20 protein-coding genes and 1 tRNA gene are annotated in these 25,239 nt (G+C 74.6%); 12 read left to right on the forward strand and 9 right to left on the reverse strand.

Features of this window, described 5'->3' with window-relative positions:
* Positions 1–96: 96 nt before the first annotated feature.
* The 3 genes from ACPU2J_RS25530 to ACPU2J_RS25540 are packed head-to-tail and all read right to left on the reverse strand — an operon-like array spanning position 97 to position 4,517.
* Complete coding sequence (locus tag ACPU2J_RS25530) at positions 97–1,938, reverse strand: amino acid adenylation domain-containing protein (protein ID WP_423834058.1); 1,842 nt, start codon at positions 1,936–1,938, stop codon at positions 97–99.
* Positions 1,939–1,943: 5 nt separating this feature from the next.
* Positions 1,944–3,068 carry a capreomycidine synthase gene (vioD, locus tag ACPU2J_RS25535; protein ID WP_423834059.1) on the reverse strand — a complete coding sequence of 375 codons (1,125 nt, stop codon included), beginning with the start codon at positions 3,066–3,068 and terminating at the stop codon, positions 1,944–1,946.
* A gap of 57 nt (positions 3,069–3,125) precedes the next feature.
* On the reverse strand, positions 3,126–4,517 hold the full coding sequence (locus tag ACPU2J_RS25540; protein ID WP_420079364.1) for a KamA family radical SAM protein: 1,392 nt from the start codon (positions 4,515–4,517) through the stop codon (positions 3,126–3,128).
* Positions 4,518–5,109: 592 nt separating this feature from the next.
* Between ACPU2J_RS25540 and ACPU2J_RS25545 the strand changes: the two genes are divergently transcribed.
* The 6 genes from ACPU2J_RS25545 to ACPU2J_RS25570 all read left to right on the forward strand — a co-directional run bounded on the left by ACPU2J_RS25545 (position 5,110) and on the right by ACPU2J_RS25570 (position 14,234).
* Positions 5,110–5,631, forward strand: coding sequence for an XRE family transcriptional regulator (locus ACPU2J_RS25545; RefSeq protein ID WP_423834060.1), 522 nt, complete (start codon positions 5,110–5,112; stop codon positions 5,629–5,631).
* Between the two features lie 69 nt (positions 5,632–5,700).
* Positions 5,701–7,434, forward strand: coding sequence for a carbamoyltransferase family protein (locus ACPU2J_RS25550; RefSeq protein ID WP_420079362.1), 1,734 nt, complete (start codon positions 5,701–5,703; stop codon positions 7,432–7,434).
* Positions 7,431–9,149 carry a condensation domain-containing protein gene (locus ACPU2J_RS25555; RefSeq protein ID WP_423834061.1) on the forward strand — a complete coding sequence of 573 codons (1,719 nt, stop codon included), beginning with the start codon at positions 7,431–7,433 and terminating at the stop codon, positions 9,147–9,149. The genes ACPU2J_RS25550 and ACPU2J_RS25555 overlap by 4 nt, the downstream gene beginning before the upstream one ends.
* Positions 9,150–9,181: 32 nt before the next feature.
* Positions 9,182–10,684: an AMP-binding protein gene (locus ACPU2J_RS25560; protein WP_365077995.1), complete on the forward strand. Its 1,503-nt coding sequence runs from the start codon at positions 9,182–9,184 to the stop codon at positions 10,682–10,684.
* Entirely contained in the window at positions 10,681–12,372 is a 1,692-nt protein-coding gene (locus ACPU2J_RS25565; protein ID WP_420079360.1) for an ABC transporter transmembrane domain-containing protein, read from the forward strand. Before ACPU2J_RS25560 ends, ACPU2J_RS25565 begins: the two co-directional genes overlap by 4 nt.
* On the forward strand, positions 12,369–14,234 hold the full coding sequence (locus ACPU2J_RS25570; RefSeq protein WP_423834062.1) for an ABC transporter ATP-binding protein: 1,866 nt from the start codon (positions 12,369–12,371) through the stop codon (positions 14,232–14,234). The genes ACPU2J_RS25565 and ACPU2J_RS25570 overlap by 4 nt, the downstream gene beginning before the upstream one ends.
* Positions 14,235–14,284: 50 nt before the next feature.
* On the opposite strand, the gene ACPU2J_RS25575 is transcribed toward ACPU2J_RS25570, so the two are convergent.
* Positions 14,285–14,833, reverse strand: a complete 549-nt coding sequence (locus tag ACPU2J_RS25575; protein WP_420079358.1) for a hypothetical protein — start codon at positions 14,831–14,833, stop codon at positions 14,285–14,287.
* A gap of 194 nt (positions 14,834–15,027) precedes the next feature.
* Between ACPU2J_RS25575 and ACPU2J_RS25580 the strand changes: the two genes are divergently transcribed.
* Positions 15,028–15,099 (forward strand) — tRNA-Cys (locus ACPU2J_RS25580).
* 44 nt (positions 15,100–15,143) lie between these two features.
* Here the strand turns inward: ACPU2J_RS25580 and ACPU2J_RS25585 are convergent.
* Positions 15,144–15,929 (reverse strand): VOC family protein, encoded by a 786-nt coding sequence (locus ACPU2J_RS25585; RefSeq protein WP_420079357.1) that lies wholly within the window; start codon positions 15,927–15,929, stop codon positions 15,144–15,146.
* A 175-nt stretch (positions 15,930–16,104) separates the two neighbouring features.
* On the opposite strand from ACPU2J_RS25585, the gene ACPU2J_RS25590 reads away from it, so the two are divergent.
* Entirely contained in the window at positions 16,105–16,950 is an 846-nt protein-coding gene (locus ACPU2J_RS25590; protein WP_420079356.1) for a sulfurtransferase, read from the forward strand.
* Positions 16,951–17,022: 72 nt separating this feature from the next.
* Here ACPU2J_RS25590 and sepH read toward each other — a convergent pair whose 3' ends face one another.
* Entirely contained in the window at positions 17,023–18,048 is a 1,026-nt protein-coding gene (sepH, locus tag ACPU2J_RS25595) for a septation protein SepH (RefSeq protein WP_420079355.1), read from the reverse strand.
* A 528-nt stretch (positions 18,049–18,576) separates the two neighbouring features.
* On the opposite strand from sepH, the gene ACPU2J_RS25600 reads away from it, so the two are divergent.
* The gene (locus ACPU2J_RS25600) at positions 18,577–19,380 is read left to right on the forward strand and encodes a hypothetical protein (protein ID WP_423834063.1); all 804 of its coding nucleotides are present in this window, start codon (positions 18,577–18,579) and stop codon (positions 19,378–19,380) included.
* Between the two features lie 2 nt (positions 19,381–19,382).
* On the opposite strand, the gene ACPU2J_RS25605 is transcribed toward ACPU2J_RS25600, so the two are convergent.
* Together ACPU2J_RS25605 and ACPU2J_RS25610 are read right to left on the reverse strand one after the other, a co-directional pair.
* Positions 19,383–20,717, reverse strand: coding sequence for a D-arabinono-1,4-lactone oxidase (locus tag ACPU2J_RS25605; protein WP_365134178.1), 1,335 nt, complete (start codon positions 20,715–20,717; stop codon positions 19,383–19,385).
* A complete protein-coding gene (locus ACPU2J_RS25610) occupies positions 20,662–21,921 on the reverse strand; it encodes an MFS transporter (protein WP_423834064.1) in 1,260 nt (419 codons plus the stop codon). Before ACPU2J_RS25610 ends, ACPU2J_RS25605 begins: the two co-directional genes overlap by 56 nt.
* Before the next feature lie 170 nt (positions 21,922–22,091).
* On the opposite strand from ACPU2J_RS25610, the gene ACPU2J_RS25615 reads away from it, so the two are divergent.
* Together ACPU2J_RS25615 and ACPU2J_RS25620 are read left to right on the forward strand one after the other, a co-directional pair.
* Positions 22,092–23,246: a ferrochelatase gene (locus tag ACPU2J_RS25615; RefSeq protein ID WP_423834065.1), complete on the forward strand. Its 1,155-nt coding sequence runs from the start codon at positions 22,092–22,094 to the stop codon at positions 23,244–23,246.
* Positions 23,247–23,257: 11 nt separating this feature from the next.
* Complete coding sequence (locus ACPU2J_RS25620; RefSeq protein WP_391345872.1) at positions 23,258–24,061, forward strand: inositol monophosphatase family protein; 804 nt, start codon at positions 23,258–23,260, stop codon at positions 24,059–24,061.
* A gap of 97 nt (positions 24,062–24,158) precedes the next feature.
* Here the strand turns inward: ACPU2J_RS25620 and ACPU2J_RS25625 are convergent, their stop codons facing one another.
* On the reverse strand, positions 24,159–24,338 hold the full coding sequence (locus tag ACPU2J_RS25625; protein ID WP_360871552.1) for a hypothetical protein: 180 nt from the start codon (positions 24,336–24,338) through the stop codon (positions 24,159–24,161).
* Between the two features lie 245 nt (positions 24,339–24,583).
* Between ACPU2J_RS25625 and ACPU2J_RS25630 the strand changes: the two genes are divergently transcribed.
* Positions 24,584–25,237 (forward strand): response regulator transcription factor, encoded by a 654-nt coding sequence (locus ACPU2J_RS25630; protein ID WP_361589244.1) that lies wholly within the window; start codon positions 24,584–24,586, stop codon positions 25,235–25,237.
* Positions 25,238–25,239: the final 2 nt, after the last annotated feature.

A 25,239-nucleotide genomic window follows, 5' to 3' on the forward strand; every position in this document is an offset into this window, starting at 1 on the left:
TGCTGCTCGCGGCCGGCCGGAGCCGGCCCGCGGGCCCTCGGGTGGTGCGGGTGAGCGGGGCGGGGCCGGAAGCGGCCCCGCCCGGTGGGGCGGTGGTCAGGGACGGGCCGCCGCGCGGCCGGCGAGCACCTCGGCGAACCGTCGCGGCGTCCGGGCCGTGAAGAGGGCGCTCGCGCGCAGCCCGGCCGCGTCGGGCCGGGACTCGCGCAGCCGCGCGAGCAGGCGCAGGGCCAGCAGGGACTGGCCGCCGTGGTCGAAGAAGTCGTCGTCGGGGCCGAGGGCGGGGGCGTCGAGGACCTCGCGGAAGAGGGCCAGGACGCCGTCCAGCGCCGGGTCGCCGGAGGAGTCCCCGGCGGCGCCCGGGTGACCCGGTGCCGGTGCGGGGGTCCGGACGCCCGCGGCCGCCCAGGCGGCCAGCCGTCGCTTGTCGACCTTGCCGTGCGGGTTCTTGGGCAGGACGGACACCCGGTGCAGGACCCGGGGCACCGCCCAGTCCGGCAGCTGTGCCTCCAGCGGCGCCAGCAGCGCGTCCCGGTCGGGGCCCGTGAGCCGTACGGCCTCGCCGGGCAGCGGCGCGGCCGCGGGGTCCTCGGGCACGGTGAACGCCCACAGGACGGTGCCGGTCTCCGGGTCGGGGAAGACCACGGCCTGGCCCACCCCGGCCGCCTCGCACAGGGCGCGTTCCACCCGGGCGGGCTCCAGCCGGTGTCCGCGGATCTTGACCTGGTCGTCGACCCGGCCGAGGAAGACCAGCTGCCCGTCCGCGTCGATCCGGCCCAGGTCCCCGGTGCGGTACACGCGGGCGCCCGGGGTGTCCGCGTACGGGTCGGGCACGAAGCGGGAGGCGGTGGCGGCCTCGTCGTCGAGGAAGCCGCGGGCCAGCAGCGGGCCGCCGATGTGGATCTCCCCGGTCTCGCCGTCCGGGACCGGGACGCCGTCGTGCCGGATGCCGATCCCGACGTCCTGCAGGGGGGTGCCCAGCGGCACCTCCTCGGCGTCGGCGGGGAGCAGCCCGGTGTAGAAGGTCGAGCTGACGGTGCATTCGGTCAGTCCGTAGACGTGGGCGAGGCCGGCGGGCTGCCGGGCCTGCCACCGCCGGTAGGGGACCGGGTCCATCCGTTCGCCGCCGACCACCACCGTGCGCAGGGACTCGGGGGTGGACGTGCCGCTCGCCTCCAGCCAGCGGGCGTACTCCAGCCAGTACTGGGTGGACAGTTCGACCACGGTGGTGCGGGTCCGGGCCAGGGTGACGTGCAGTTCCTCGGCGTCCAGGGCGCGGGTGTCCTCGCGGCACACCACGGCGGCGCCGGCGGCGAACGCCGGGAACACCTCCTCGATCAGCACGTCGAAGCCCAGCGACGCCACCTGCAGCCAGCGGTCGTCCCGGGTGAGCTCCAGCCGCTTCGCGACCGCGGCCGCGAACCGGCCCAGCGCGTCCCGTTCGACGACGGTGCCCTTGGGTCGGCCGGTGGACCCGGAAGTGAACAGCACGTACGCCACGTCGGATCCGCCGGCCCGCCCCGGGCGGAGCGGAGGTGGCGCGGCGTCCGGATCCCCGGAGCCCTCCCGGTGCGGCTCGGCCGGTACGTGTGCGCCCTCGGGCGCGTGGCCCCCGTCGCCCAGCCACACCGCCGCCGCCGTGCGGGCCACCAGCGCCGTGCGGGCGGCCTCCGGCAGCCGGTCGTCCAGCACGGTGAACCCGGCCCCGGACTTCAGCGCCGCGAGCATGCCGAGGACGGTGCGGGCGGGGTCGCCGAAGGCAAGGCCGACCAGCTCGCCCGGCCCCGCACCGCGTTCCGCGAGGAAGGCGGCCCAGGCGTCGGTGAGACGGTCCGCGTCGCGGTAGGAGAGCACCCGGTGCGGGGTCACGAGGGCGGGCCCGTCGGCGTGCTCGCGGACCGACCGGTCCCACAGGCCGAGGACGTCGGGCGCGGTCACCGCGGTCACCGTCCGGCCCCGCGCGAGCGGAGGAAGTCCGACAGCCCGGCGAGACCGGCGCGGAAGTCCTCCTCGGGCCCGCCGAAGCCGAGCCGGGCGCCGTGCGGCGCGCCGAAGGCCGTGCCGGGCACCAGCAGGGTGCGGTGGCGGGCGAGCAGTTCCAGACAGAAGCGTTCCACCGCTTCGGGCCCGGCGGCCGTCTCCTCCAGCTCGCGGAAGACGGGCAGGGCGCACACGCCGCCCTCCGGCGGGGTCCAGCGGACCAGGTCGGCGTGGTCCGCCATCCACTCGGTCAGGTGCGCGAGGTTGCGCCGGGCACCGGCGGCCCTCCGGCCGATGAGCTCGTCGGCGTGGCGCATGGCCCGTTCGGCGACCAGCTCGACCAGGGGGGAGAGGAACAGCGTCGTCCGGTCGCGCAGCGGGAAGGTCGCGGTGATCAGTTCCCGGGGCGCGACGGCCCAGCCGACCCGGAGTCCGGGCAGGCCGAAGGTCTTGGAGAAGGTGCCGTAGGACACCGTGTCGCCGCCGTCGGCACCGGGGTCGGGCAGGACCTCCCAGCGGTGGGCGATCTCGGCGGTGGCCGCGTCCCACACGAGCACGGCCCCGGTGGCCGCGGTGTGCTCGGTGAGGGCCTTCAGGCCCTGCGGGGACAGCGTGACACCGGTCGGGTTGTGCGGGAAGTTGACGATCACCGCGGCGGTGCCGGGGGTGACCACCTCGGCCAGCACGCCGGGGTCGATCTCCCCGTCGCGCACCGCGTGCGCCGGCAGTTCGGCCACGTCGCAGCCGGCCGCCCGCGGGTAGTGCCCCAGCGAGTGGTAGATGCCCTCCTGGACCACCACCCGGTCGCCGGGGTGCAGCAGGGTGCTCAGGGTCAGCGCGATGGCCTCGCTCGACCCGTGGGTGATCAGGACCCGTTCGGCGTCGCCGCCGGCGTAGCGGTCGGCGACGGCCCGGCGGATGCCCGCCCCGCCCTGGGAGACGCTGTCGTCCATGACGATCTCGTCGAGGTCGGCGGACGGGATCCGGCACAGGTCGCGTATCTCGGCGAAGGTGTACGGGTGGACGCCGCTGGAGCTGATGTCGTGGAGGTCCGGGCCGAGGTGGCGGCGGTACCACTCCTCCAGCACCGGAGGGTCTTCACGCCGTGGACGGAGGCTGCTCATGGCCGTTCAACTGTCCCTTCTCTACCCCTGACGGGTTTCCCGCCACCAGCGCTGCCCGGAGAGCGGGAGCGTGTCGATGGGGTCGTAGTAGTGGTAGGAGCCGCTGTGGGCGTCCCGGTCCGCCGCTTCCAGCGGGGTGAGGTAGCTCTTGCTCCAGTGCGAGACCCCGAGCTGGCGGTCGTAGGAGTCGGCCTGGTCCACCCACCGCTTCCCGGCCATCGGCACGTCGCAGACGATGCGGGGGGTGGCGAAGCCCGGCAGATAGCCCATGATCTGACGCTGGATCATCTGGGCGCGGTGCAACGGCACCCGCCAGTGCTCGGCGTTCGGGATCATGTCGCACATGTAGAAGTAGTACGGAGTGACGCCGGCGTGGTCGACGAGCGCGAAGCACAGGTCGAGCAGGTCGTGCGCGCTGTCGTTGATCCCGCGCATCAGAACGCCCTGGTTGCGCACGTCGTGCAGGCCGGCGCCCAGCAGGGCCCAGGAGGCGCGTGCCACCCCGGGCGTGACCTGCTGCGCGGCGTTGGCGTGCGTGTGCAGCGCGATGCGCACCCCGCGGGAGCGGGCCTTGCGGGCGATGCGCTCGACGCCCTGGAGCACCGGCGCGGAGTTCCAGTGCTGGGGCAGTCCGATCAGCCCCTTGCTGGCGAGCCGGATGTCACGGATCGACTCGACGTCCAGCAGCCCGTCCACGAAGCGTTCGAGCCGCGGCCAGGGCAGGTTGGCCAGGTCGCCTCCCGACACCACCACGTCCCGGATGCCGGGGGAGGACCGCAGGTGCTCCAGGATCCGCTCGGCCCGGTCGACCGGCTTGAGCTGGAGTTTGTTCTTGGTGACCTGGGGCGTGGAGTTGCCCACCAGGTCCATGCGGGTGCAGTGCCCGCAGTACTGCGGGCAGGTCGAGAGCAGTTCGGCCAGCACCTTGGTGGGGTAGCGGTGGGTGAGGCCCTCCACCACCCACATGTCCTGCTCGTGCAGCGAGTCCCGGCTGGCCATCGGGTGCGAGGGCCAGTGCGGGTGCCGGTCGGACAGCACCGGCAGCATGTAGCGGCGCACCGGGTCGTCGTAGAAGGCCTTGGTCAGTTCGCCCGGGCGGGCCGCTGCGACCTCCGGGGCGATCGTGTTGAGCATCTGCGGCGGGAGCAGCACCGACATGGTGGCGCGGTGCAGGCGGTCCTGCTCCCAGTCCTCGTAGAACGATTCGTCGAGCAGGTCGCCGACGACCGCGCGCAGTCCCTTCGCGTCCTTGACGCAGTGGGCGCGCTGCCACTGGGGGTCCGCCCACTCTGCCTCGGTGACCTCTCGCCAGCCGGGGAAGCGGCGCCAGTCCGGTTCCACGAGCGGGCTGCTCCGGTACTCGTAGACGCCTTCGAGCGCTGTTGATTCCGTCTGGCTGCGTGCTGTGTCCACCAACCCGCCACCCATTCCCGTCGGTTTCGGCCTTATCGCCTGACAGGAACCGATCTTGCAGAGCACCGGCGTTGTACACGACCGCCGGTTGTACGGGGCAATCGGCCCGAGTGCCCCTGTACAAGCCCACGCCGAAGGCGGATGGTTGTACAGGCAACGAATGCCGGTGATCCCCTCCCGACAACGTTCCGCGACGGAAAACGGAACGTCCGGGGAACGAGTCCGTACGGGGGGATCGCCGGAGGGGCCTCGGGGGAGCCTCATTGAGACGAACCGGCCGTCGCGTGGCCGGAATTGTCGACTGACGATTGATGGATATGTCAGTGGCATGTACCAATGTCCGAGAGGTCCGGTGCGACTGTTTCCGGTCGTACCCGGTACCCCGGACCGGTCCTCGTACCGGACCCGTGCGCCACTGACCAGGTTGTACGGCACGCAAGAAACGCGCGTTCCACTCGACACCCTTCATCACCAGGGGAGAAGCATGCCCAGGCCAGAGCGGTTGTTGGACCCCACAGCCGGACCGCTGGAGGAGTTCGCCCACGCACTGCGGGGTCTACGGAGGCAAGCGGGGAACCCCTCCTACCGGACCATGGCGAAACACGCCCACTACTCCGTGGCCACGCTCTCGGAAGCGGCCCGCGGCCTGCACAAACCCTCCTTGAAGGTGACCCTCGCCTACGTGTCCGCCTGCGGGGGCGACCCGGAGCCGTGGACCCGCCGCTGGTACCGCCTGAGCAGCGAACTGGAGGCGCGGGACAACCCGGCACGCGGCCAGCCGGGCGGTTCCGCCCTGGTCCCCGCCCAGCCGCCCGTCGGCCGGCGGCCCGGGACCGCCCCCTCCGCCACGGCCGCCCGGCGGTCCGAGCCCGGGGCCGCCCGGGCCGCCGCCCGGGCCGCCGCCCAGCCCGTCGCCGCCGCGCGCCGGCCCGCCCGGGAGCCGGCGCTGACCACCGACGAGCGCGCCGAACTGCGCAGACTCCGCAACGAGGTCGAGCAACTGCGGCACGCCAACGCGGTGCTGAAGGCCGCGTCCGCGATCTTTGCGGCCGATCTCCGCACAAACCCCCAGGTCGTGTACAACCCGGCGGACCGACAAGATCCGTTGGCGTGACCGGACGCCGGGCGCCCCACGGGCCCGCGGCGGATCCGGCGGATGCCGACCGACCCTTGGGGGCTGAACATGCGTGTACTCGGAGTCAACGGCTGGCCCGGCGCCAGCCACGACGGTGCGGCCTGTCTCGTCGTCGACGGCGAGGTCATCGCCCTGGCCGAGGAGGAACGCTTCACCCGTAACAAGCACGCCTACGGGGAAGCGCCCCTCAACGCGGCCGCCTACTGCCTCGCCGAGGGCGGTCTCACCCTGGACGACATCGACGTGGTCGCCCACGGGTGGGACCTGCCCACCCTCTTCGCCGACCGCGGTCTCGACTGGTTCGGCAGCGACGCGGACGCCCTGGAACACCTGCTGCCCAAGGCGCTGTTCCCGCGGGCCCGCGACCCCCGGCTGACCTTCGTCAACCACCACATCGCCCACGCCGCCAGCGCCTACCACCTCTCCGGGCGGGACCGGGGCGCGATCCTCGTCCTCGACGGCCAGGGCGAGAACGAGAGCACCACCCTCGCCGTGGGCATCGACGGCGAGATCAAGACGTTGCGGGCGCACACCCCCGGCTGGTCGCTCGGGTACTTCTACGCCGCCGTCTGCGAGTACGCCGGCCTCGGGGCCGACGCCGCCGGCAAGATGATGGGCCTGGCCTCCTACGGCACCCCCGGCGACCTCACCCTCGGCGGTGCCCTCGGCTTCACCGACGAGGACTTCACCGTCGCCGTCGTCCCGCCCGACCTGCGCTCCAGGGGCACCACGGACGAGGAGACGGCCACCATCCGGTACTGGCTGGAGCACCTGGAGAAGACCCTCCCCGAGGCCCCCAACCGCTCCGTACGCCGCTTCGACCGCGGCCTCGGCCGCTACACCAAGGTCACCGACCGGGACCCCTTCGAGTACCGCGACATCGCCGCCACCGCGCAGGCCGCCCTGGAACGGGCCGTCATGGGGCTCGTCCGCGGCCTGCTGCGGGAGACCGGCGAGAGCACCCTCCTCATCGCGGGCGGCGTCGGCTTCAACGCCACCCTCAACGGCAAGATCATGCGGATGCCCGAGGTGCGGGACCTCTTCGTGCAGCCCCTCGCCGGCGACCAGGGCGTCTCCCTCGGCGCCGCGGTCTGGGTCGCCGCCCAGGAAGGCGACCGCATCCGGCCCATGAACGGCTCGGTCGCCTGGGGTCCGCAGTGGTCCCCCGACGAGATCCGCCGCGTCCTGGACGCGTCCGGCACCGCCTACACCGAGCCCGCCGACATCGCCGCCGCCACCGCCGGGGTCCTGGCCGCGGGCGGGGTCTCCGGCTGGTTCCAGGGCCGCGCCGAGGGCGGCCCCCGCGCGCTCGGCCACCGCAGCATGGTCGCCGTACCCGACCCCGAGTCCACCCGCGACCGGGTCAACGTACGCATCAAGGACCGCGAGGCGTGGCGGCCGTTCGCCCCCAGCATGCAGGAGGAGGCCGCCGAGGCGCTCATCGGCACCGGCACCCCGCTGCCGTACATGATCGTCACCACGCCCGTCACCGAGGCCGGCGCCGCCGCCATGCCCGCCGTCGTCCACAGCGACCGCACCACCCGGCCGCAGACGGTCTCCGCCGCCGTCGACCCGCTCTACCACCGCCTCATCGGAGAGGTCGGCGGTCACACCGGCACCGCCGTCATCATGAACACCTCCTTCAACGGCCGTGACGAACCGGTCGTGTGCAGCCCGCGCGACGCCCTCGCCACCTTCCACCGGCTGCCCCTGGACGCCCTCGCCCTCGGCCCGTTCCTGGTGCGCCGCCCCACCGGCTCCCTCGGGGAGGCCGGCGCGTGACCGCGGCCGTACACCCCGCGGACGCCGCACCGCCCGCGCCCGCCCCCCTCCCGCCCGAGGAGGAGATCCGCTCCCGGCTCGCCGGCTGGCTCGCCGAGGCGGTCCTCGTCCCCGACGCCGACCCGGACGGCTCGCTGCGCGACCTCGGCATCGACTCCCTCGACCTGATCCGCACCGCCCGCCGCATCGAGGCGTCGTTCGGCGTACGGGTGCAGCTGCGCGAGCTATTCGCCCCCGAGCTGACCACGGCCCGGCTCGCCGGACTCGTCGCCGAGCGCGCCGCGGCGCGCGGCACCGCCGAGACCGCACCACCCGGCACCGGCCACGAACCGGTCGTCCTCACCCCCTCCCAGGAACAGGCCTGGGAGGAGCAGACGGGGGAGCGCGGCCAGTGGAACCAGGCCCTGCTCTTCACCACCCGGCCCGGCATCGACTCCGGCCTCTTCGCCGAAGCCGTCCGCCGGCTCGTCGCCGGCCACGCCTCGCTGCGCCTGGCCGTCGAGGAACGCCCGGCCCGCCGGCCCCGCCAGCACACGGCCCCCCTGGCCGCCGACGGCCCGCCCGCCCAGGCCCTCGGGGCGGTCCTCGACACCGTCGACGTCTCCGAACTCGCCGACGCCGACCTGTCGGCCGCGGTCTCCCTGCGGTGCGCCGTCGAGCAGCGCTCCCTGGACCCGCAGGCCGGCCGCGTGGCCCGCTTCGTCCGCTTCGACGCCGGACCGGCCCGGTCCGGACGGCTGCTGATCGTCGTCCACCAGCTCGCCGTCGACATGGTGTCCTGGTCGGTGCTGCTGGCCGACCTGGAGGAGGTGTACACCGCGCTGGAGGACGGCCGCCACGACGTGTGGCCGGCCGAGGGCACCTCCTACCCGGAGTGGGCGCTGGCCCTCGCGGCCCACGCCCGGACCCCCGAGGCGGAGGAACAGGCCGAGTGGTGGACGGAGGTGGCCCGCACCCCCGCCGCCCTGCCGCCCGACCACCCGGTGCCCGACCCGCGGGCCGCGAACACCGCCGCCACCGCGGCGACCCACCGCGAGGAGTTCCCCGCGGAGCTCACCGCCCGCCTGCACACGGCGGCCCGCGCCCACCGCGCGCACCCCGGCGACCTCGTCCTGCACGCCCTCGGCGAGGTGCTCGCCGAACGGCTCGGCGAGTCCGCGGTCCGCGTGGACGTCCTGCGCCACGGCCGCGAGGAGACCATCGGCGACACCCACCTGGCCCGCACCACCGGCTGGTTCACCACCACCGTCCCCGTCCGGCTGGACCTCGCGGCCCCCACCCCCGCCGCACGCCTCGCCCTGACCGTCGGCCACCTCGCGGCGCTCCCCGGCGGCGGCGTGGGCCACGGCGCGCTCGCCCGGCACGGCCGGCCGCGGATCGCCGCAGCCCTGCGCGCCGCCCCGCCCAGCGACGTCTCCTTCGACTTCGAGGGCGACGACGCCGACACCCTGCCCCTGGGCACCCTCCTCCCTGACGTGGCCCCGGAACCGGTCGGCGACATCACGGCCCCGCACTGGACGCGCCCGCACGCCGTCGAGGTGATCGCGACGACGGAGGACGGCGTGCTGCGCGTCGAATGGTGGTACTCCACCGCCCTGCACCGGGAGGAGACCGTCCGCGCGCTCGCCGCCCGGCACCGCGGCGCCCTCACCGCCCTCCTTGACGCCCTGGCCGGCCCCGAGCAGCCGGCCGGATCCCAGGCCCTCGCCCGCTGACCGCCCCACGGACGGACCGGAAGACACCTGCCATGACCCTGCCCAGCCTGCTGGACCCCTTCTTCGCCATCGCCCGCTCGGACCCGGACCGGCCGGCCGTGGTCGACAACGGCGTCACCGTCGGCTACGGCCAACTGGCCCGCTGGGCAGGGGCCGTGGCCGACCTGGTGGCCACCCGCACCGCCCCCGCGGGCCCGCCCCCCGTGGTCGCCGTCCAGACCCACCACAGCGTCCGCGACATCGCGGCGATCCTCGGGACCCTGGCCGCCGGACGGGGCTACGTCCCCATCGCCGACGAGCCCGTCGCCCACACCGAACAGGCCCTGCGCGCCCTCGGCTGCCGCGAGCTGATCGCCACCGCGGAGACCGGCCGGCTGCCCGCGGTCGACCGGGTCCTGCGGCCCAACTGGGGCCGCTCCAAAGCCCCGCTGCCGGAGAACGGCGAACCCGTCCGCGCCGAGGACCCCGCCTACGTCCTGTTCACCTCGGGCTCCACCGGCGCCCCCAAGGCGGCGGTGGTCCCCCACGGCGCGCTCCACGCGGTCCTGCCGCACCTGGGCCGCCAGTACGGCGCCGGCCCGGACACCGTCGCCCTCAACTTCCACCGGGCCGACGGCGACACCAGCCTGGAGGAGATCCTGCCGACCCTGCTGGCCGGCGGACTCGTCGTCCTCGAAGAGGACAGCGAGGCGGACCTCGACCGGGTCCTCACCGACCACGAGGTCACCCTCGTCAACCTCCCCGTCGACTACTGGCACGTCTACACCGGCCACCTGCTGGAGGCCGGCCGCGCCCTGCCCCCCTCCGTCGAGACCGTCGTCGTCGGCGGCGAGGCCGTCCGGCCCGACATGCTGGAACGCTGGCGCAAGCTCGGCGCCGACCACGTCGTCCTGCTCAACACCTACGGGTCCACCGAGACCGCGCTCGTCACCCACAGCGCCGTCCTCGCCGGACCGGGCGCGCCCGCCGCCTTCCCCGACGGCGTGCCGATCGGCCGGCCGCTGCCGTCCGTGCGCCAGGCCGTCGTCCGCGCCCCCGACGCACCGCAGGGCCCCGGCGAACTCCTCGTGGCCGGACCCCAGCTGAGCACCGGCTACCTCGACGCCCCGGAACGCACCGCCGCTCGCTTCGTCGAGGCCGACCACGGCGGCGGCACCGAGCGCTGGTACCGCACCGGTGACCTCGTCACCGAGGACGCCGCGGGCTCCCTCGTCTTCCACGGCCGCATCGACCACCAGGTCAAGATCCGCGGACACCGCGTGGACCTGCTGGACGTCGAAGGGGCCGTCGGCGCCCTCCCGGAGGTGACGGCCGTCGCCGCCGCGGCGCACGCCAAGGGCGAACACACCGTCCTGCTCGCCTTCGTGGTCCTCGCCCCCGGAACCGGGGCGGAGGCCGACACGGCCCTGCGCGACCGGCTGCGGGCCACCGTGCCCGCACCCCTCGTCCCCGACCGGATCGTCGCCGTACCCGGGCTGGTCCACACCCGCACCGGGAAGGTCGACCGCACGGGCACCAGGGACCGGTACCTGTGACCAACCGACTCTTCGACGCCTCGGTCGCCCCCGCCGCGCTCCCCGAGGCGGAGGCCCGGGGCCCCTGGGCCTACCTGTGGTGGCTGGTGCGCATCCGCCCCCGCCCGCTGGTCCTCGCCGCCGTGCTCGGCGTGCTGTGGATGGTGCCCCTCGCCCTGATCCCGCTGGTCCTCGGGCGGGCCATCGACGAGGCCGGACAGGGCACCGGGCAGGCCGGGCTCTACCTGTGGTCGCTCGTTGCCCTGGGCCTCGGCGTCCTCCAGGCCCTCGCGGGAGCCGGCCTCATCCAGGCCGCCGTCGGCGCCGAGGCGCACGCCCTGTCCGTCACCCACCGGGTGCTGGTACGGCAGGTGGTGCGGCTCGGCGCCGCCCTGCGCGGCAAGGCCCGCTCCGGGGACGTGGCCGCCTCCGCCGCGGCAGACGTGGAGAGCATCGGCAACGCCTTCGAGGTCGTCGGCCGCACCATCGGCGCGGTCGTCGCCGCCGTCCTCGTGGCCGTGGCCCTCACCGTCACCTCGCCGGTCCTCGGGCTCGCCGTGCTCATCGGCGTGCCCGCCGCCGTCCTCGGCATCGGCCCGCTGCTGCGGCCCCTCCAGGAACGCGACGAGGCCCAGCGCGAGCAGATGGGCATCGCCACCTCCCAGGCCGGCGACATCGTCGCGGGCCTGCGCATCCTGCGCGGCATCGGCGGCGAGGCCCGCTTCGCCGAGCGCTTCCGCCGCACCAGCCAGCAGGTCCGCAGGGCCGGAGAGTCCGCCGGCCGGATGGAGGCCTGGCTCCAGGCGGCCGGGGTCTTCCTGCCCGGACTGGTCACCGTCGGCATCGTCTGGCTCGGCGCCCGGCTCGCGCTCGACGGCACCATCACCGCCGGTGAACTCGTCGCGTTCTACGGTGCCTCCGCCTTCCTCACCCTGCCCGTCAGCACGGCCACCGAGGCCGCCGAGACCCTCAGCCTCGCCAAGGTCGCCGCCGGCCGCGTCTGCATCCTGCTGCGGCTGACCCCCGACACCGTCCGCCCCGCCGACCCCGAACCGCTGCCCGCCGGAGCACTCGCCCTCTCCGACGCCGACACCGGCGTCACCGCCGCCGCGGGCCGCCTCACCGTGATCAGCGCGCCCGCCGACCGCACGGGCGAGCTCGCCGACCGGCTAAGCCGCCCCGGCGCCCACGGCGGCCCTTCGGCCGTCCGGCTCGGCGGAGTCCCCCTGGACCGGGCGGACCCCGACGAGCTCACCGCCCGGCTGCTGCGGTCGGGACCGGCCGACGTCCTCTTCAGCGGCACCGTCCGGGAGGAGCTGGCCGCCGGTTCCGCCCGGCCGCACGCGACCCTGGAGCGGGCCCTGTTCGCCGCCGACGCCGCCGATGTCGTCGACGCCCTGCCCGGCGGCCTCGACGCCCCGCTGGACGAGGGCGGCCGTGCCCTCTCCGGCGGCCAGCGCCAGCGGCTGGTGCTCGCCCGCGCCCTGTTCGCCGCCCCCGACCTGCTGATCCTGGAGGACCCCACCGCCTCCGTCGACGCCCACACCGAGGCCCGCATCGTCGAACGGGTCGCCGCCCTGCGCGCCGGCCTGACCACCGTGGTCCTCACGGACAGCCCGCTGTGGCGCGCCGCCGCCGACCACGTGGTGCGCCTCGGGCCGGAGCCCGCTCCCGGCGCCACCGACCGCTCCGCAGGAGTGCCCTCATGACCACCACCCCCACCCGCGCCCCCGAAGCCGGGCCCCGCGCCGCCGCCCCGGAGGGCCCCGCCGCAGCGTCGGGGGCCGGCCGGCTGCCGCTGGCGGGCCGGGCCGAGGTCCGCGCCTGGACCGCCGTCTTCCTGCGCGGCGAGGCCCCCCGACTGGCCCTGACCTTCGGCCTGTTCGCCGCGGCGCTGGTGGCGAGCCTGGTCGGCCCCCGCCTCCTCGGGCACCTGGTCGAGTCGGTCAAGGAGGGCACCACCACCGGCCGGGTGGACGTGCTCGCCCTCGGCTTCGTCGCCATCCTCGTCGGACACGCCCTCCTCGCCCGCGCCGCCCGCACCCAGGCCACCCTGCTCGGCGAACGCGTCCTCGCCCGCACCCGGGAGAACTTCGTCGGCCGGGTGCTCCGGCTGCCCCTGTCCGAGGTGGAAGCGGTCGGCACGGGAGACCTGCTCAGCCGCGCCACCACCGACGCCGACCGGCTGAACGAGAGCATCCGGCAAGCCGTCCCGCGCATCGCGCTCGCCGCCGTCACCCTCGTGTTCACCTTCGCCGCCATCCTGCTCACCTCGCCGCTGCTGGCCCTCGGCCTGCTGGCCGGCGTACCGTTCGCCGTCCTGTCCACCTGGTGGTACCGGCCGCGCGCCACCCGGGCGTACGAGCTCCTCCTCGCGCAGGAGGCCGACGTGCTGGCCGCCACCCACGAGACCACCCGCGGCGCCGCCACCGTCGAGGCCCTGGGACTCGGCGCGCGCCAGCTCCGGCGCCACGGCGCGGCCGTGGACCGGGTGGTGCGCACCCGGCAGCGCACCACCTGGCTGCAGACCATCTGGTTCCCCAGCCTGGACCTGGCCACGATGGTCCCGATGGCGCTCACCCTCCTCATCGGCGGACTCGCCTACCAGCGCGGAGAGGTGGGGCTGGCGGAGCTGACGGCCGTCGTGCTCTACGTCCAGGCCCTCGGCGAACCACTGAACGACCTGCTGACCTGGACCGACGAACTCCAGATCGGCAATGCCGCGCTCCGCCGCATCCTCGGTGTGGAACGGCTGCCCCGCGAGGAGCCGAAGGACCCGGCCCCCGCCGTCGGCCACGCCATCCGGCTGGAGGGGGTCGGCTTCGGCTACGGGCCGAACCGCGAGGTGCTCACCGGCGTCGACCTCGACATCGCCGCGGGCGAGCGCCTGGTGGTCGTGGGAGCCTCCGGCGCGGGCAAGTCCACGCTCGGCAAGCTGCTCGCGGGCGTGCACCACGCGACGCGGGGGACCGTGCGGATCGGCGGCGCCGACGTGGCGGGGCTCCCGGTGGAACGGCTGCGGCGGGAGATCGTGCTGGTCACCCAGGAGCAGCACGTCTTCACCGGCACGGTGCGGGACAACCTGCTGCTGGCCGTCGGCGCCCCGGCCGACGACGAGGACGGCGACACCGGTGACAACGGGAGCGCGGCCGACCCCCGGCTGTGGCAGGCGCTCGACACCGTCCTCCTCGCCGACTGGGTGCGGTCCCTGCCCGACGGACTGGACAGCGAGATCGGTCCGGGCGCGGCCCTGGTCTCCCCTTCCCACGCCCAGCAGCTGGCTCTGGCCCGGCTGTTGCTGTCGGACCCGCACGCACTCGTCCTCGACGAGGCCACCGCGCTGCTGGACTCCAGCGCCTCGCGCCGGGTCGAACGCTCGCTCGCCGCGCTGATCGAGGGCCGCACGGTCATCTCGATCGTGCACCGCCTGGACTCGGTGCGCGACGCGGACCGGATCGCGGTCATGGACGGCGGACGGATCGTCGAGCTGGGCAGCCACGACGAACTCCTGGCGGCCGGCGGGGCGTACGCGGCCCTGTGGCAGTCCTGGGACGCGGCGCGCCGGGCCTGACCGGGCGGGCCCGCCCCCCCGGGGTGGCCCGGCCGCCCCGCGGCGGTTCGTCAGCAGGAGCTCTCGGCGCCGTCGGTCTCCGCCTCGGCCGCGATCTCGAAGGCCAGCTTCCGGGCCGACTCCCGGTTCGGCTCCAGCCGGTGGATGTCGCGGAGCGCGCGCCGGGGCACGAAGCGGACCTCGGCTTTCCGGGCGTGCCCCTCCTCGCCCTGGGTGAGGCACAACTCCGGCCGGCCGTCGGCGGAGGGCCTCCGCGTGCTGTGGACCTGCCACCCGCCGGCGACGGCCGCCTCGCGGTAGTGGGCCACCACCTCCTGCTCGGTACCGGGGTAGAAGTACAGCCGTCCGGCGGACAGCCAGGCGTCACCGCTGTCGTCCACGCACTCCGCGTACGCGCCCGCGGAGCCGGGGGCGGGCTCGGCGCCGGCCGGTGCCGAGGCCAGCAGCGGCAGGGCGTCCAGCTCCCGCAGCCGGGCGTCGGTGCCCTCGCAGGTGCTGAACGGCGCCAGGGCGGAACAGCCGGCGGTCCCCGCGGCGAGCAGGGCGGTGGCGATCAGCACGGCGACCGGAGGGCGCGGGCGGTGGGGCGGGAACGGCACGGGTACTCCTCGGTGAGCGCGGCGGACAGCCGCGCTGCCTGTAGTACCGCATCCGGTTCCGGCGCACCACCGCCGTCCCCCATGGCGGACGCAACCCCCGTTCGTGAACGCCGTATTGCGGTCGTGTGGCGGGGTGCGCCGGCCCCTTCACCCGGGACGGCCGCGGCCCTACGGTCGTACTCACGCACCACCACGACCGTGTGCCCGAGTGGCCCAGGGGCCGGACTGCAAATCCGGTGACGCGGGTTCGAATCCCGCCACGGTCTCCGCGACGCCGCCCGGGTCCCCCCGGGCGGCGCGGCTCGACCGCTCAGCGGCGCGAGCGCACCAGGGCGAAGACCGCGCCCCCGGGGTCCGCGACGGTCGCCTGACGTCCGCGCATGCCCTCGTGCGGCGCGGCCACGACCCGCCCTCCGAGTTCAACGACCCGCTCCGCGGCCGCGTCGGTGTCCTCCACCTCGAAGTACGCCAGCCAGTGCGGCCCCCGGTCGTGCGGCAGCGACCGGCCGACGCCGTGCACGGCGGCCACCGCGCGCCCCGCCAGGTTCAGCGTGAGGTGGTCGAAGTCGTCCGCCGCCGTCACGTGCGACTTCACCTCGTGGCCGAAGACCCGCTCGTAGAACTTCCCCACCGTCGAGGTGTCCTGGGTGACCAGCTCGTTCCACACGGGCGTGCCCGGCCGCCCGGGCGTCCAGGCGACCGGCAGGCCCTGGGTCTGCCACAGCCCGAACACCGCGCCCAGCGGGTCGGAGCAGATCGCGACCCGTCCCGCCGCGCCCGCGTCCAGCGGCCCCACCGCCACGGTGCCGCCGCAGGCGCGGACCGCCTCCGCCGTCGCGTCCGCGTCCTCGGTCGCCAGGTACGTGGTCCAGGCCTGCGGCAGGTGCCGATCCGGCGGCATCTCGCCGATCCCGGCCACCTCCTGACCGTCCAGCACCGCGCGGACGTACGGGCCGAGCTGCTCGGGCCCGGGAACGTACTCCCAGCCGAACAGGTCGGCGTAGAAGTCCTCGGTGCTCCCGAGGCCGTGCACCATGAGGCTTACCCAGCACGGGGTGCCGGGCGTGTGCCGGGTTGCTGCCGCTGCCTCGGTCATGTCAGCCGTCTCCTCCGTCGTGCCGATACCGGTGCTGATGGTTCCACTCCTGCGCACCCGCCATGCCCCGACCGGGCCGCATTCCGCCCGCCCCGGACGGAGTTGACCGGATCAGGCCGCCCCCGGGGCGGCGGGGGCGTCACACGGGCGCCGGGCGGGGAGGAAGATGGCCGGCATGACTGAAAAATCCGTGATCGTGTCCGTCCCCGCACTGAGGGACGAGTTGACGGGCTCCCGGCCCCCCGTGCTGCTGGACGTCCGCTGGCAGCTCGGCGGCCCCGACCAGCGGCCCGCGTACGAGGCGGGGCACCTGCCCGGCGCCGTGTACGTGGACCTCGACCGTGAACTGGCAGGTCCGCCGGGTGCGGGCGGACGGCACCCGCTGCCGGACCCGGAGGCCTTCGGCGCGGCGATGCGGCGGGCCGGGGTCTCGGCGGACCTGCCCGTGGTCGTCTACGACGGCGGGCAGGGCTGGGCGGCGGCCCGGGCCTGGTGGCTGCTGCGCTGGACGGGTCACCCGGACGTGCGAGTGCTGGACGGCGGACTTGCCGCGTGGACCGCGGCGGGCGGCGCCGTCACGGCCGGACGGGTGACACCGGCCGAGGGCGATTTCAAGCCAACGCCGGGTGCGCGCGGGGTACTGGACGCGGACGCGGCGGCCCTGCGGGCGCGCGAAGGCGTGCTCCTGGACGCCCGGGCGGGGGAGCGGTACCGGGGCGAGGTCGAGCCGATCGACCCGGTCGGCGGCCACATCCCCGGCGCGCTGTCGGCCCCGACCACGGAGAACGTGGGAGCGGACGGCCGGTTCCTGCCGGCGGAGGAGCTGCGGGCGCGGTTCGGCGCGCTCGGCGTGTCCGAGGGCACCGCCGTCGGCGTGTACTGCGGCTCCGGGGTGTCGGGAGCCCACGAGGTGCTCGCGCTGGAAGTGGCCGGTATCGAGTCGGACCTCTACGCGGGCAGTTGGTCCCACTGGAGCTCGGACCCGGCCCGTCCGGTGGCCACGGGTCCGGACCCGCAGTAGCGGACGCGCGCGGGCGGGCGCCCGGGAGGCCGTGGGAGGGCCTCCCGGACGACGCGCACTACGGCGCCGCCCTCACTCCTGCTTCTTGCGGCGCGTGCCGAAGACGATCTCGTCCCAGCTCGGCACCGCCGCCCGGCGCCCGGGCCGGACCCCGTCGGCCTCGGCCTGCCGGTCGGTGGTACCCGTGAGGCGGTCGCGGTGGCCCGCCACCGTACGCGGCATGAGCACGTCGGCGTACGCGGCGCCCGCTCCCGCCGAGGCGGCGGGAGCCGGCGGCTCCTCCACCTCCGGCTCCGCCTCCGCGACATCGGTGCGCTCCGGCACCACCATGTCGCCGCGGAAGCTGGGCACGGCCTCCAGCAGGCTGGTCAGCGTGTCCCGTTCCTCCTCCGGCTCCGGCACGGGCACCGGCCGGGGCTCGACCCGTTCCAGCTGGCGGTCCAGGGCGCGGTCCAGCGGTCGGTCGCGCGGCAGCCGGGCGATCCGCGGCACGAAGGGGAAGCTCGGTTCGGGCGCGGCCGGCAGGTCCTCGGACTCGCCGATGAGGGAGCGCGCCTCGTCGTCCACGGCCACGACCATCCGGCGCGGCGGGTCGTAGCTCCAGCTCGCCGCGTGCGGCTCGCTCGCGACCCGGTAGACGAGGAGGACCTCCCAGGTGCCGTCGTCGCGGCGCCAGGAGTCCCACTGGACGGAGTCCTTGTCGGCCCCGCGCAGGGTCAGCCGCTCCTGCACGGCCTCGCCCAGCTGCGGTCCGGTGTTCTCGCCGGGCCGGCGTACGGGCGTCTTGCGGGCACGTTCGGCCATGAAGGCGCGCTCGGCGAGCACGGGGCCCTCGAAGCGGCGCACGCGCTCGACGGGGATGCCGGCGAGCTGGGCGACCTCCTCCGCGGAGGCACCGGCCCGTATGCGGGCCTGGATGTCGCGGGGGCGGAGGTGGCTCTCCACCTCGATCTCGATCTGGTTCAGGCGTGCGCGGTCGTTGCGTACGGCAGCACGCAGCCGCTCATCGATCGGAAGCGTGTACTCCGTACTGTCCGCAGCCTTGAGCACCAGTCGTGTGCCGTCATTTGAGACGGCCACGACACGCAGTTCGGGCATGGGGACCTCCCGGGTGGTGCCTGCCGACGTCACGTGCGTCGCTGCTTCCGCTAGTCGAGTGTGGCCTGCCCGGGTGCAGCCTGCCACAACCTTGCCGAGTTAAACCGGCGTGTCGGGCATGCGCCCTTGATCGGCGTTATGGCACGGTTACCTGTTGGGTACGCACAGTGACCGGATGGTTACTGTGCGCAGCAGGAGTCCGTGCGATACCGCGGCATCACCGGTCTTCGAGTGCCGTTCTCCATCAGCCGGCCCCCTCTCCCGGGTCCGGACATCCAAAAGGAAGGACGGCCCCAGGGCTCGCCACAGTACTCCATTCGGGCCACCCGGGTGGACCGCCGCGCCGCCGAACTTCGACCGGGCGGCGCCAGTTGGCCTGCCCGCTGTCGGGTACCACCTTCCCCCGTGGCCGGAATCCGGGTGTCCTGCTTCACAGAATCGCCCGAAACGGAACTTTCCCCTTCGCTCTGCTGTCAGTAACTGCTGAAAGAGGAGATGCACGAGAGGCGCACCACACAGAGGATGGCGATGGGTCGGACGAGGGGTCGGAAGACGACGCGGGAGGCAGGAGCCGAACCGGAGGAGAAGAAGCTCGACCTGAGCGTGGCCCAGGTCGCGGGCTCCTCCCTCGCCACCGTCGCCGCGGCCCTGCTCGCCTCGAAGATGGGGGTCTACGGGACCATCCTCGGCGCCGGCGTGGTCAGCGTGGTCGCCACCGCGGGCGGCCCCGTCATCCAGCACCTCTTCCGGCGCACCGGCGACCAGCTGCGCGGGAGCGCCGTACCGAGGCCCCGTCAGGTGCCTCCGTCCGACGGCGGTCCCGCGACCTCGGCCGCCGCCCCGGCCGTCCCGCCGGGGGAGTTCGGCGCCGCCACGGTGCACGGCACCCGGATGCGCGGCTGGAAGCGCACCGCCGTCGCCTCCGGCGCGGCCTTCGCCCTCGCCATCGGCGGCCTCGGCACCTACGAGGCGGTGGCCGGCACCTCCGTCAGCAGCGGCGGCGGCACCCTCTTCTCGGTCGGGACCCGCACGGCCGGGCCGGACCGGCCCGCACCGCCCGCGGACGCCCCGGACACGACGGAGGACGGCCGCGGGAAGGACCGGCAGGGCGACGGGCGCGGCGGATCCGGGGAGAGCCCCGGCCCCCGGAACTCCCCGGACCCGTCACGGTCGCAGGGCGACCGGAGCCCCTCGGCGGTTCCCACGCCGTCCGGTTCCGGCGGGCCGGCGCCCGACGCGCCCCCGTCGGCGCGGCCGTCCGCTCCCTCGCCCGCCCCGTCGGGCGGATCGCCGGGCCACGGTGCGTCGAGCCCGGCGCCCGGCCCCTCCTGACCTCAGGCGCCCAGGACGCGGCGGAGGTAGTCGTTGCCGAAGACCCGGTCCGGGTCGAGGCGGTCGCGCAGGGCGGTGAACTCCCCGAAGCGGGGGTAGACGGCGGAGAGGTACTCCGCGTCCCGGGTGTGCACCTTGCCCCAGTGCGGGCGTCCGCCGTGCGCGGTGAAGATCTGTTCGGCCGCGGTGAAGTAGGCCTGGTAGGGAGTGCCCTTGTACATGTGCACCGCGATGTAGGCGCTGTCGCGGCCCGAGGCCGTCGACAGCGTGATGTCGTCCGCGGGGGCCGTGCGCACCTCCACCGGGAAGCTGATCCGCAGCCGCGAGCGGTCCACCATCGCCCGCAGTTCCCGCAGCGCGTCGACCACGGCCTCGCGCGGGAGGGCGTACTCCATCTCCACGAAACGCACCCGGCGCGGGCTGGTGAACACCTTGTAGGGGATGTCCGTGTAGGTGCGGGCCGACAGCGCCCGGCTGGCCACGCGGGCGATGGAGGGGATGGTGGCCGGCACCGCCCGGCCGAGCGAGTTGACCGCCTGGAAGAGGCCGTTGGAGAGCAGCTCGTCCTCGATCCAGCCGCTGACGGGACCGGTGGGGGCGGCCGGGCCCTGGCTGCGGTTGTTGCGCTTGGTGTTGCAGTTGCCGGTGTGCGGGAACCAGTAGAACTCGAAGTGCTCGTTCTCCGCGAAGTGCTCCTCGAACTCGGCGGTCACCCGGTCGAAGCCCATGGGCTCCTCTCGGGCGGTGAGGAGGAAGAGCGGTTCCACGGCGAGGGTGAGCGCCGTGACGATGCCGAGCGCGCCGATGCCCACTCGGGCCGCCGCGAAGACCTCGGGGTTCTCCTTCTCGGAGCAGGTCAGCAGCCTGCCGTCGGCGGTGACCAGCTCCAGGCCGCGGATCTGGGCGGCGATGGAGGCCGAGTCGCGGCCGGTGCCGTGGGTGCCGGTGCTGGTGGCGCCGGAGACCGTCTGCTCCATGATGTCGCCCATGTTGGTGAGCGACAGGCCTTCGCGGGCCAGGGCGCGGTTGAGGTCCTTCAGGACCGTGCCCGCCTCCACCGTGACGGTGCCGGCGGCGCGGTCCACCGAGCGGATCCCGGCCAGGGCCTGCGGCCGCACCAGCACCCCGTCGGTCGCCGCGGCCGCGGTGAAGGAGTGGCCGGTGCCGACCGCCTTCACCCGCAGCCCGCTCTCGGCGGCCCGCCGGACCGCCTCCTGGAGCTCCCCGACCGAGGCCGGGGTCACCACCCGGGCGGGCGTGGCGGTGACGTTCCCCGCCCAGTTATGCCACGCGGCCGGGCTGTTCTTCCCTGCTGTCCCCGCTGTAGCCGTCGCCATCGCTAGAGGGCTCCTCCCCTTGCGCCGGCCTCGTCAGCCGGCGGTATCCCGCGAACGCAACCGCCGCCGCGGCCGCTCCCGCCGAGAGGGAGACCACGTACCCGCTCCTCGCACCCGCCCCGTCGACGACCAGGCCGGCCACGGAGGAGCCGAGCGCGATACCGACGGCAAGGCCGGTGCTGATCCAGGTCATGCCCTCGGTCAGCTTCTCGCGCGGTACGTGCGCCTCGATCAGGGCCATCGTGGTGATCATCGTGGGAGCGATGGCGAGGCCCGAGACGAAGAGCGCCACGGCCAGAATCGGAAGGTTCCCGGCCAGTAGGAGGGGGATCATACTCACGGCCATCGCACTGATGCCCAGTACCCAGCGAGGTTCGGCCTTCCCCTTGAAGCGCAGCGTGCCGAAGACGATGCCCGCGAGGCAGGAGCCGAACGCCCAGACCGCGAGCAGCAGTCCGCCCGCGGACTTGCTGCCGAGTTCCTCGGCGAAGCCCATGGTGACCACGTCCACGGAACCGAAGATCGCGCCGGTCGCGACGAAGGTGGCCACCAGGACCTGGAGGCCGCGGGAACGCAGCGCCGACGAGGTGTCCGACTCCTCGCTGCGCGGGTGCGGTTCCGGCTCGGTCGCCGTCAGCGCCGTCAGCCACCACACGCCCGCCACCAGGAAGACGACCGCGACCACGGGGCCGGCCTCCGGGAACCAGCCGGCCGAGAGCAGCGCGGCGAGCGGGGGGCCGACGATGAAGCAGACCTCGTCGACGATGGACTCGAAGGAGTAGGCCGTGTGCAGTTGGGGGGTGTCGCGGAACAGGGCCGTCCAGCGCGCGCGGACCATCGAGCCCACGCTGGGCACGCAGCCGGCCACGACGGCGAAGAGGAACAGGGTCCAGCTCGGCCACCCGTTGGCCGCGGCCACCAGCAGTCCGGTCACGGAGGCGGCGGCGACCAGGGTGGCCGGGCGCAGCACGCGCCGCTGGCCGTGCCGGTCGACGAGCCGCGAGACCTGCGGGCCCACGGCGGCGGCGGACAGGGCGATCGTGGCGGTGAGGCCGCCGGCGAGGGCGTAGCTCCCGCCCAGCTCGGTGACCATCGTGAGGACACCGATGCCCACCATGGAGAGCGGCATCCGGCCGACGAGGCCGGCGGCCGTGAACCCCTTGGTGCCGGGGAGCGCGAATATCGCGCGGTAGGGACTGGGCAAGGTGCCCTCCGTAAGGGACGTGATTGGCTCAGACAGGTTACGTCTGCCGACAAGGCGCCCGCATGGGGAAGCACCGACAGGGACTTAGGGTGACCTTACCTGTCGTCCGAGGTGTGAGAACGGGCCGGGTCCGTTACCCGGCCCGCGGGCCGGGTGGCAGGATTCGAGACATGTCAGACCAGTTCCGCGCCCCCGACGCCGGCTCCGCCGCCCCGTACGACGCCCTCCTGCTGCTCTCCTTCGGCGGACCCGAGGGACCTGACGACGTTGTGCCGTTCCTGGAGAACGTCACGCGCGGGCGGGGCATCCCGCGCGAACGACTCAAGGAGGTCGGACAGCACTACTTCGGCTTCGGCGGCGTCAGCCCCATCAACGCCCAGAACCGCGCCCTGCTGGACGCGCTGCGCAAGGACTTCGCCGAGCACGGCCTGGACCTGCCGGTCTACTGGGGCAACCGCAACTGGGCCCCGTACCTCACCGACGTGATGCGCGAGATGGCCGCCGACGGCCGCCGCCGCATCGCCGTCCTCGCCACCAGCGCGTACGCGTCGTACTCGGGGTGTCGGCAGTACCGGGAGAACCTGGCCGACGCGCTGGCCGCACTGGCCGAGGAGGGCCTGGAGCAGCCGCGCGTCGACAAGCTGCGGCACTACTTCAACCACCCCGGCTTCGTGGAGCCCATGATCGACGGCGTGCTGGAGTCCCTCGCCGCGCTGCCCGAGGAGGTGCGCGCCGGTGCCCACCTCGCCTTCACCACGCACTCCATCCCGACCGCCGCCGCGGACGCCTCCGGGCCGGTGGAGGCCCACACCGAGGGCGGCGAGGGCGGTGCGTACGTCCGGCAGCACCTCGACGTCGCCAGGGTGATCGCGGACGCGGTCGCCGCGCGCACCGGGGTCGAGCGGCCGTGGCGGCTGGTCTACCAGTCCCGCAGCGGCGCCCCGCACATCCCGTGGCTGGAGCCGGACGTCTGCGACCACCTGGAGGCCCTCCACGCCGAGGGCGCTCCCGCGGTGGTGATGGTCCCCATCGGCTTCGTCTCGGACCACATGGAGGTCCTGTACGACCTCGACACCGAGGCCGCCGCGAAGGCCGCCGAGCTGGGCCTGCCGGCCGCCCGCTCCGCGACCGTGGGCGCCGACCCGCGCTTCGCCGGGGCCGTCCGGGAACTGGTGCTGGAGCGCGCCGCCCGGGAGCGCGGGGAGAGCCCCGCGCCGTGCTGGGTGGGCACGCTGGGGCAGAGCCACGACCTGTGCGCCGTGGGCTGCTGCCCGGCGCGCGCGCCCCGGCCGGCGGCCGCCGGCGCCGACAGTCCGTACGCGTAGGGAGCGGGACCTTGATCTCCGAAGAACTGAAGGCCGAACTGCTGGACGTGGGCCTGGAGGCCGCCCGGCAGGCCGGCGCGCTGCTGCGCGACGGGCGCCCCGCCGACCTCACGGTCGCGGCCACCAAGACCAGCCCGATCGACGTGGTCACCGAGATGGACCTCGCCGCGGAGAAGCTGATCACGGGCGTGCTCGCCGAGCGCAGGCCCGACGACGGGCTGCTGGGCGAGGAGGGCGCGGACGCCCCGGGCACCAGCGGGGTGCGCTGGGTCGTCGACCCGCTCGACGGCACCGTGAACTACCTCTACGGGCTTCCGAGCTGGGGGGTGTCCATCGCCGCCGAGTACCGGGGCGAGACCGTGGTGGGCGTCGTCGAGGCCCCCATGCGGGGCGAGACCTACCACGCGGTGCTCGGCGGCGGCGCCTGGCTGGGCCGCTCCCGCCTGGCCTGCCGCCCGGCGGCGCCGCTGGACCAGGCCCTGCTCGGGACCGGCTTCGGCTACGTGCAGGCCCGGCGGGCCCGTCAGGCCGAGGTGGCGGCGCGGATCATCCCGCTGGTACGGGACATCCGGCGGGGCGGATCGGCCGCCCTGGACCTGTGCGACGTGGCGGCGGGCCGGCTGGACGGCTACTACGAACGCGGCCTGAACCCGTGGGACCTGGCCGCCGGCGACCTGATCGCCCGGGAGGCGGGAGCGGTCACGGGCGGCCGCCCTGGACAGCCTGCCTCCGGCGAGCTGGTACTCGCCGCCACGCCCGCGGTCTTCGCCTCCCTGCAGCCCCTGCTGGACGAGGCCGGGGCCTGGCACGACTGATCCGGCGGCGGCACGGCCCGCCGCCGGGAACGCGCGGACCCCGGCCGCCCTCAGGGGGCTGCCGGGGTCCGCGCGTGTATGCGGTGCGGGGCCGGGGTCAGCAGGCGGGCACGGCCGCCGAGACCGGGACACCGTGCTCCGCGGCCAGGCGCTGGAGGTCCTCCAGCTCGGCCAGCTCCACTTCCGCGAGGAAGTCGTCGCCCGTCTCCTGGGCGTGCCTGAGGTCCGTCTGCGTGGCCCTGATGCGCTGCAGGAGACCCGCGGTGAATGCGTCCATGATGGGTTCGCCCCCTCTTCGTGGGTCGGCGGCGGTACGTGGCAAAACCGCCGTCAGGGAGTGGTTGGGGTGTGGTGACGTCCTCCCCGGCGCCCCGGGACCGGAAACCTCCGCGGGGCAGGCAATCCTCACTTCCGTCCCGCAGGCCCCTCCACGACCCGCCTTACAGCCGGTTTACGGCCGAAACGTGCAGGATGTACGACGCAATACACGTGTGCCCACAGGGCTCGGAGGAAGGAAACGACGTGCGCGTACTCGTCGTCGAGGACGAGCAGCTGCTCGCCGATGCGGTGGCCACCGGCCTGCGCCGGGAGGCCATGGCCGTGGACGTCGTGTACGACGGCGCCGCCGCCCTGGAGCGGGTCGGCGTGAACGACTACGACGTGGTCGTGCTCGACCGGGACCTCCCGCTCGTGCACGGCGACGACGTCTGCCGGAAGATCATCGAGCTCGGCATGCCCACCCGCGTCCTGATGCTGACCGCCTCCGGCGACGTCAGCGACCGGGTGGAGGGCCTGGAGCTCGGGGCGGACGACTACCTGCCCAAGCCCTTCGCCTTCACCGAGCTGACCGCCCGCGTGCGCGCCCTCGGGCGGCGCACCACGGTCGCGCTGCCGCCCGTACTGGAGCGGGCCGGCATCAAGCTGGACCCGAACCGGCGCGAGGTGTTCCGTGACGGCAGGGAGGTGCAGCTCGCGCCGAAGGAGTTCGCGGTGCTGGAGGTCCTGATGCGCAGCGAGGGGACGGTCGTCTCCGCGGAGCAGCTGCTGGAGAAGGCCTGGGACGAGAACACCGACCCGTTCACCAACGTCGTGCGGGTCACCGTCATGACGCTGCGGCGCAAGCTCGGCGAGCCGCCGGTCATCGTCACGGTGCCCGGTTCCGGGTACCGGATCTGACG

This window comes from Streptomyces manipurensis (assembly GCF_049570255.1).
GTDB classification, from domain to species: domain Bacteria; phylum Actinomycetota; class Actinomycetes; order Streptomycetales; family Streptomycetaceae; genus Streptomyces; species Streptomyces manipurensis.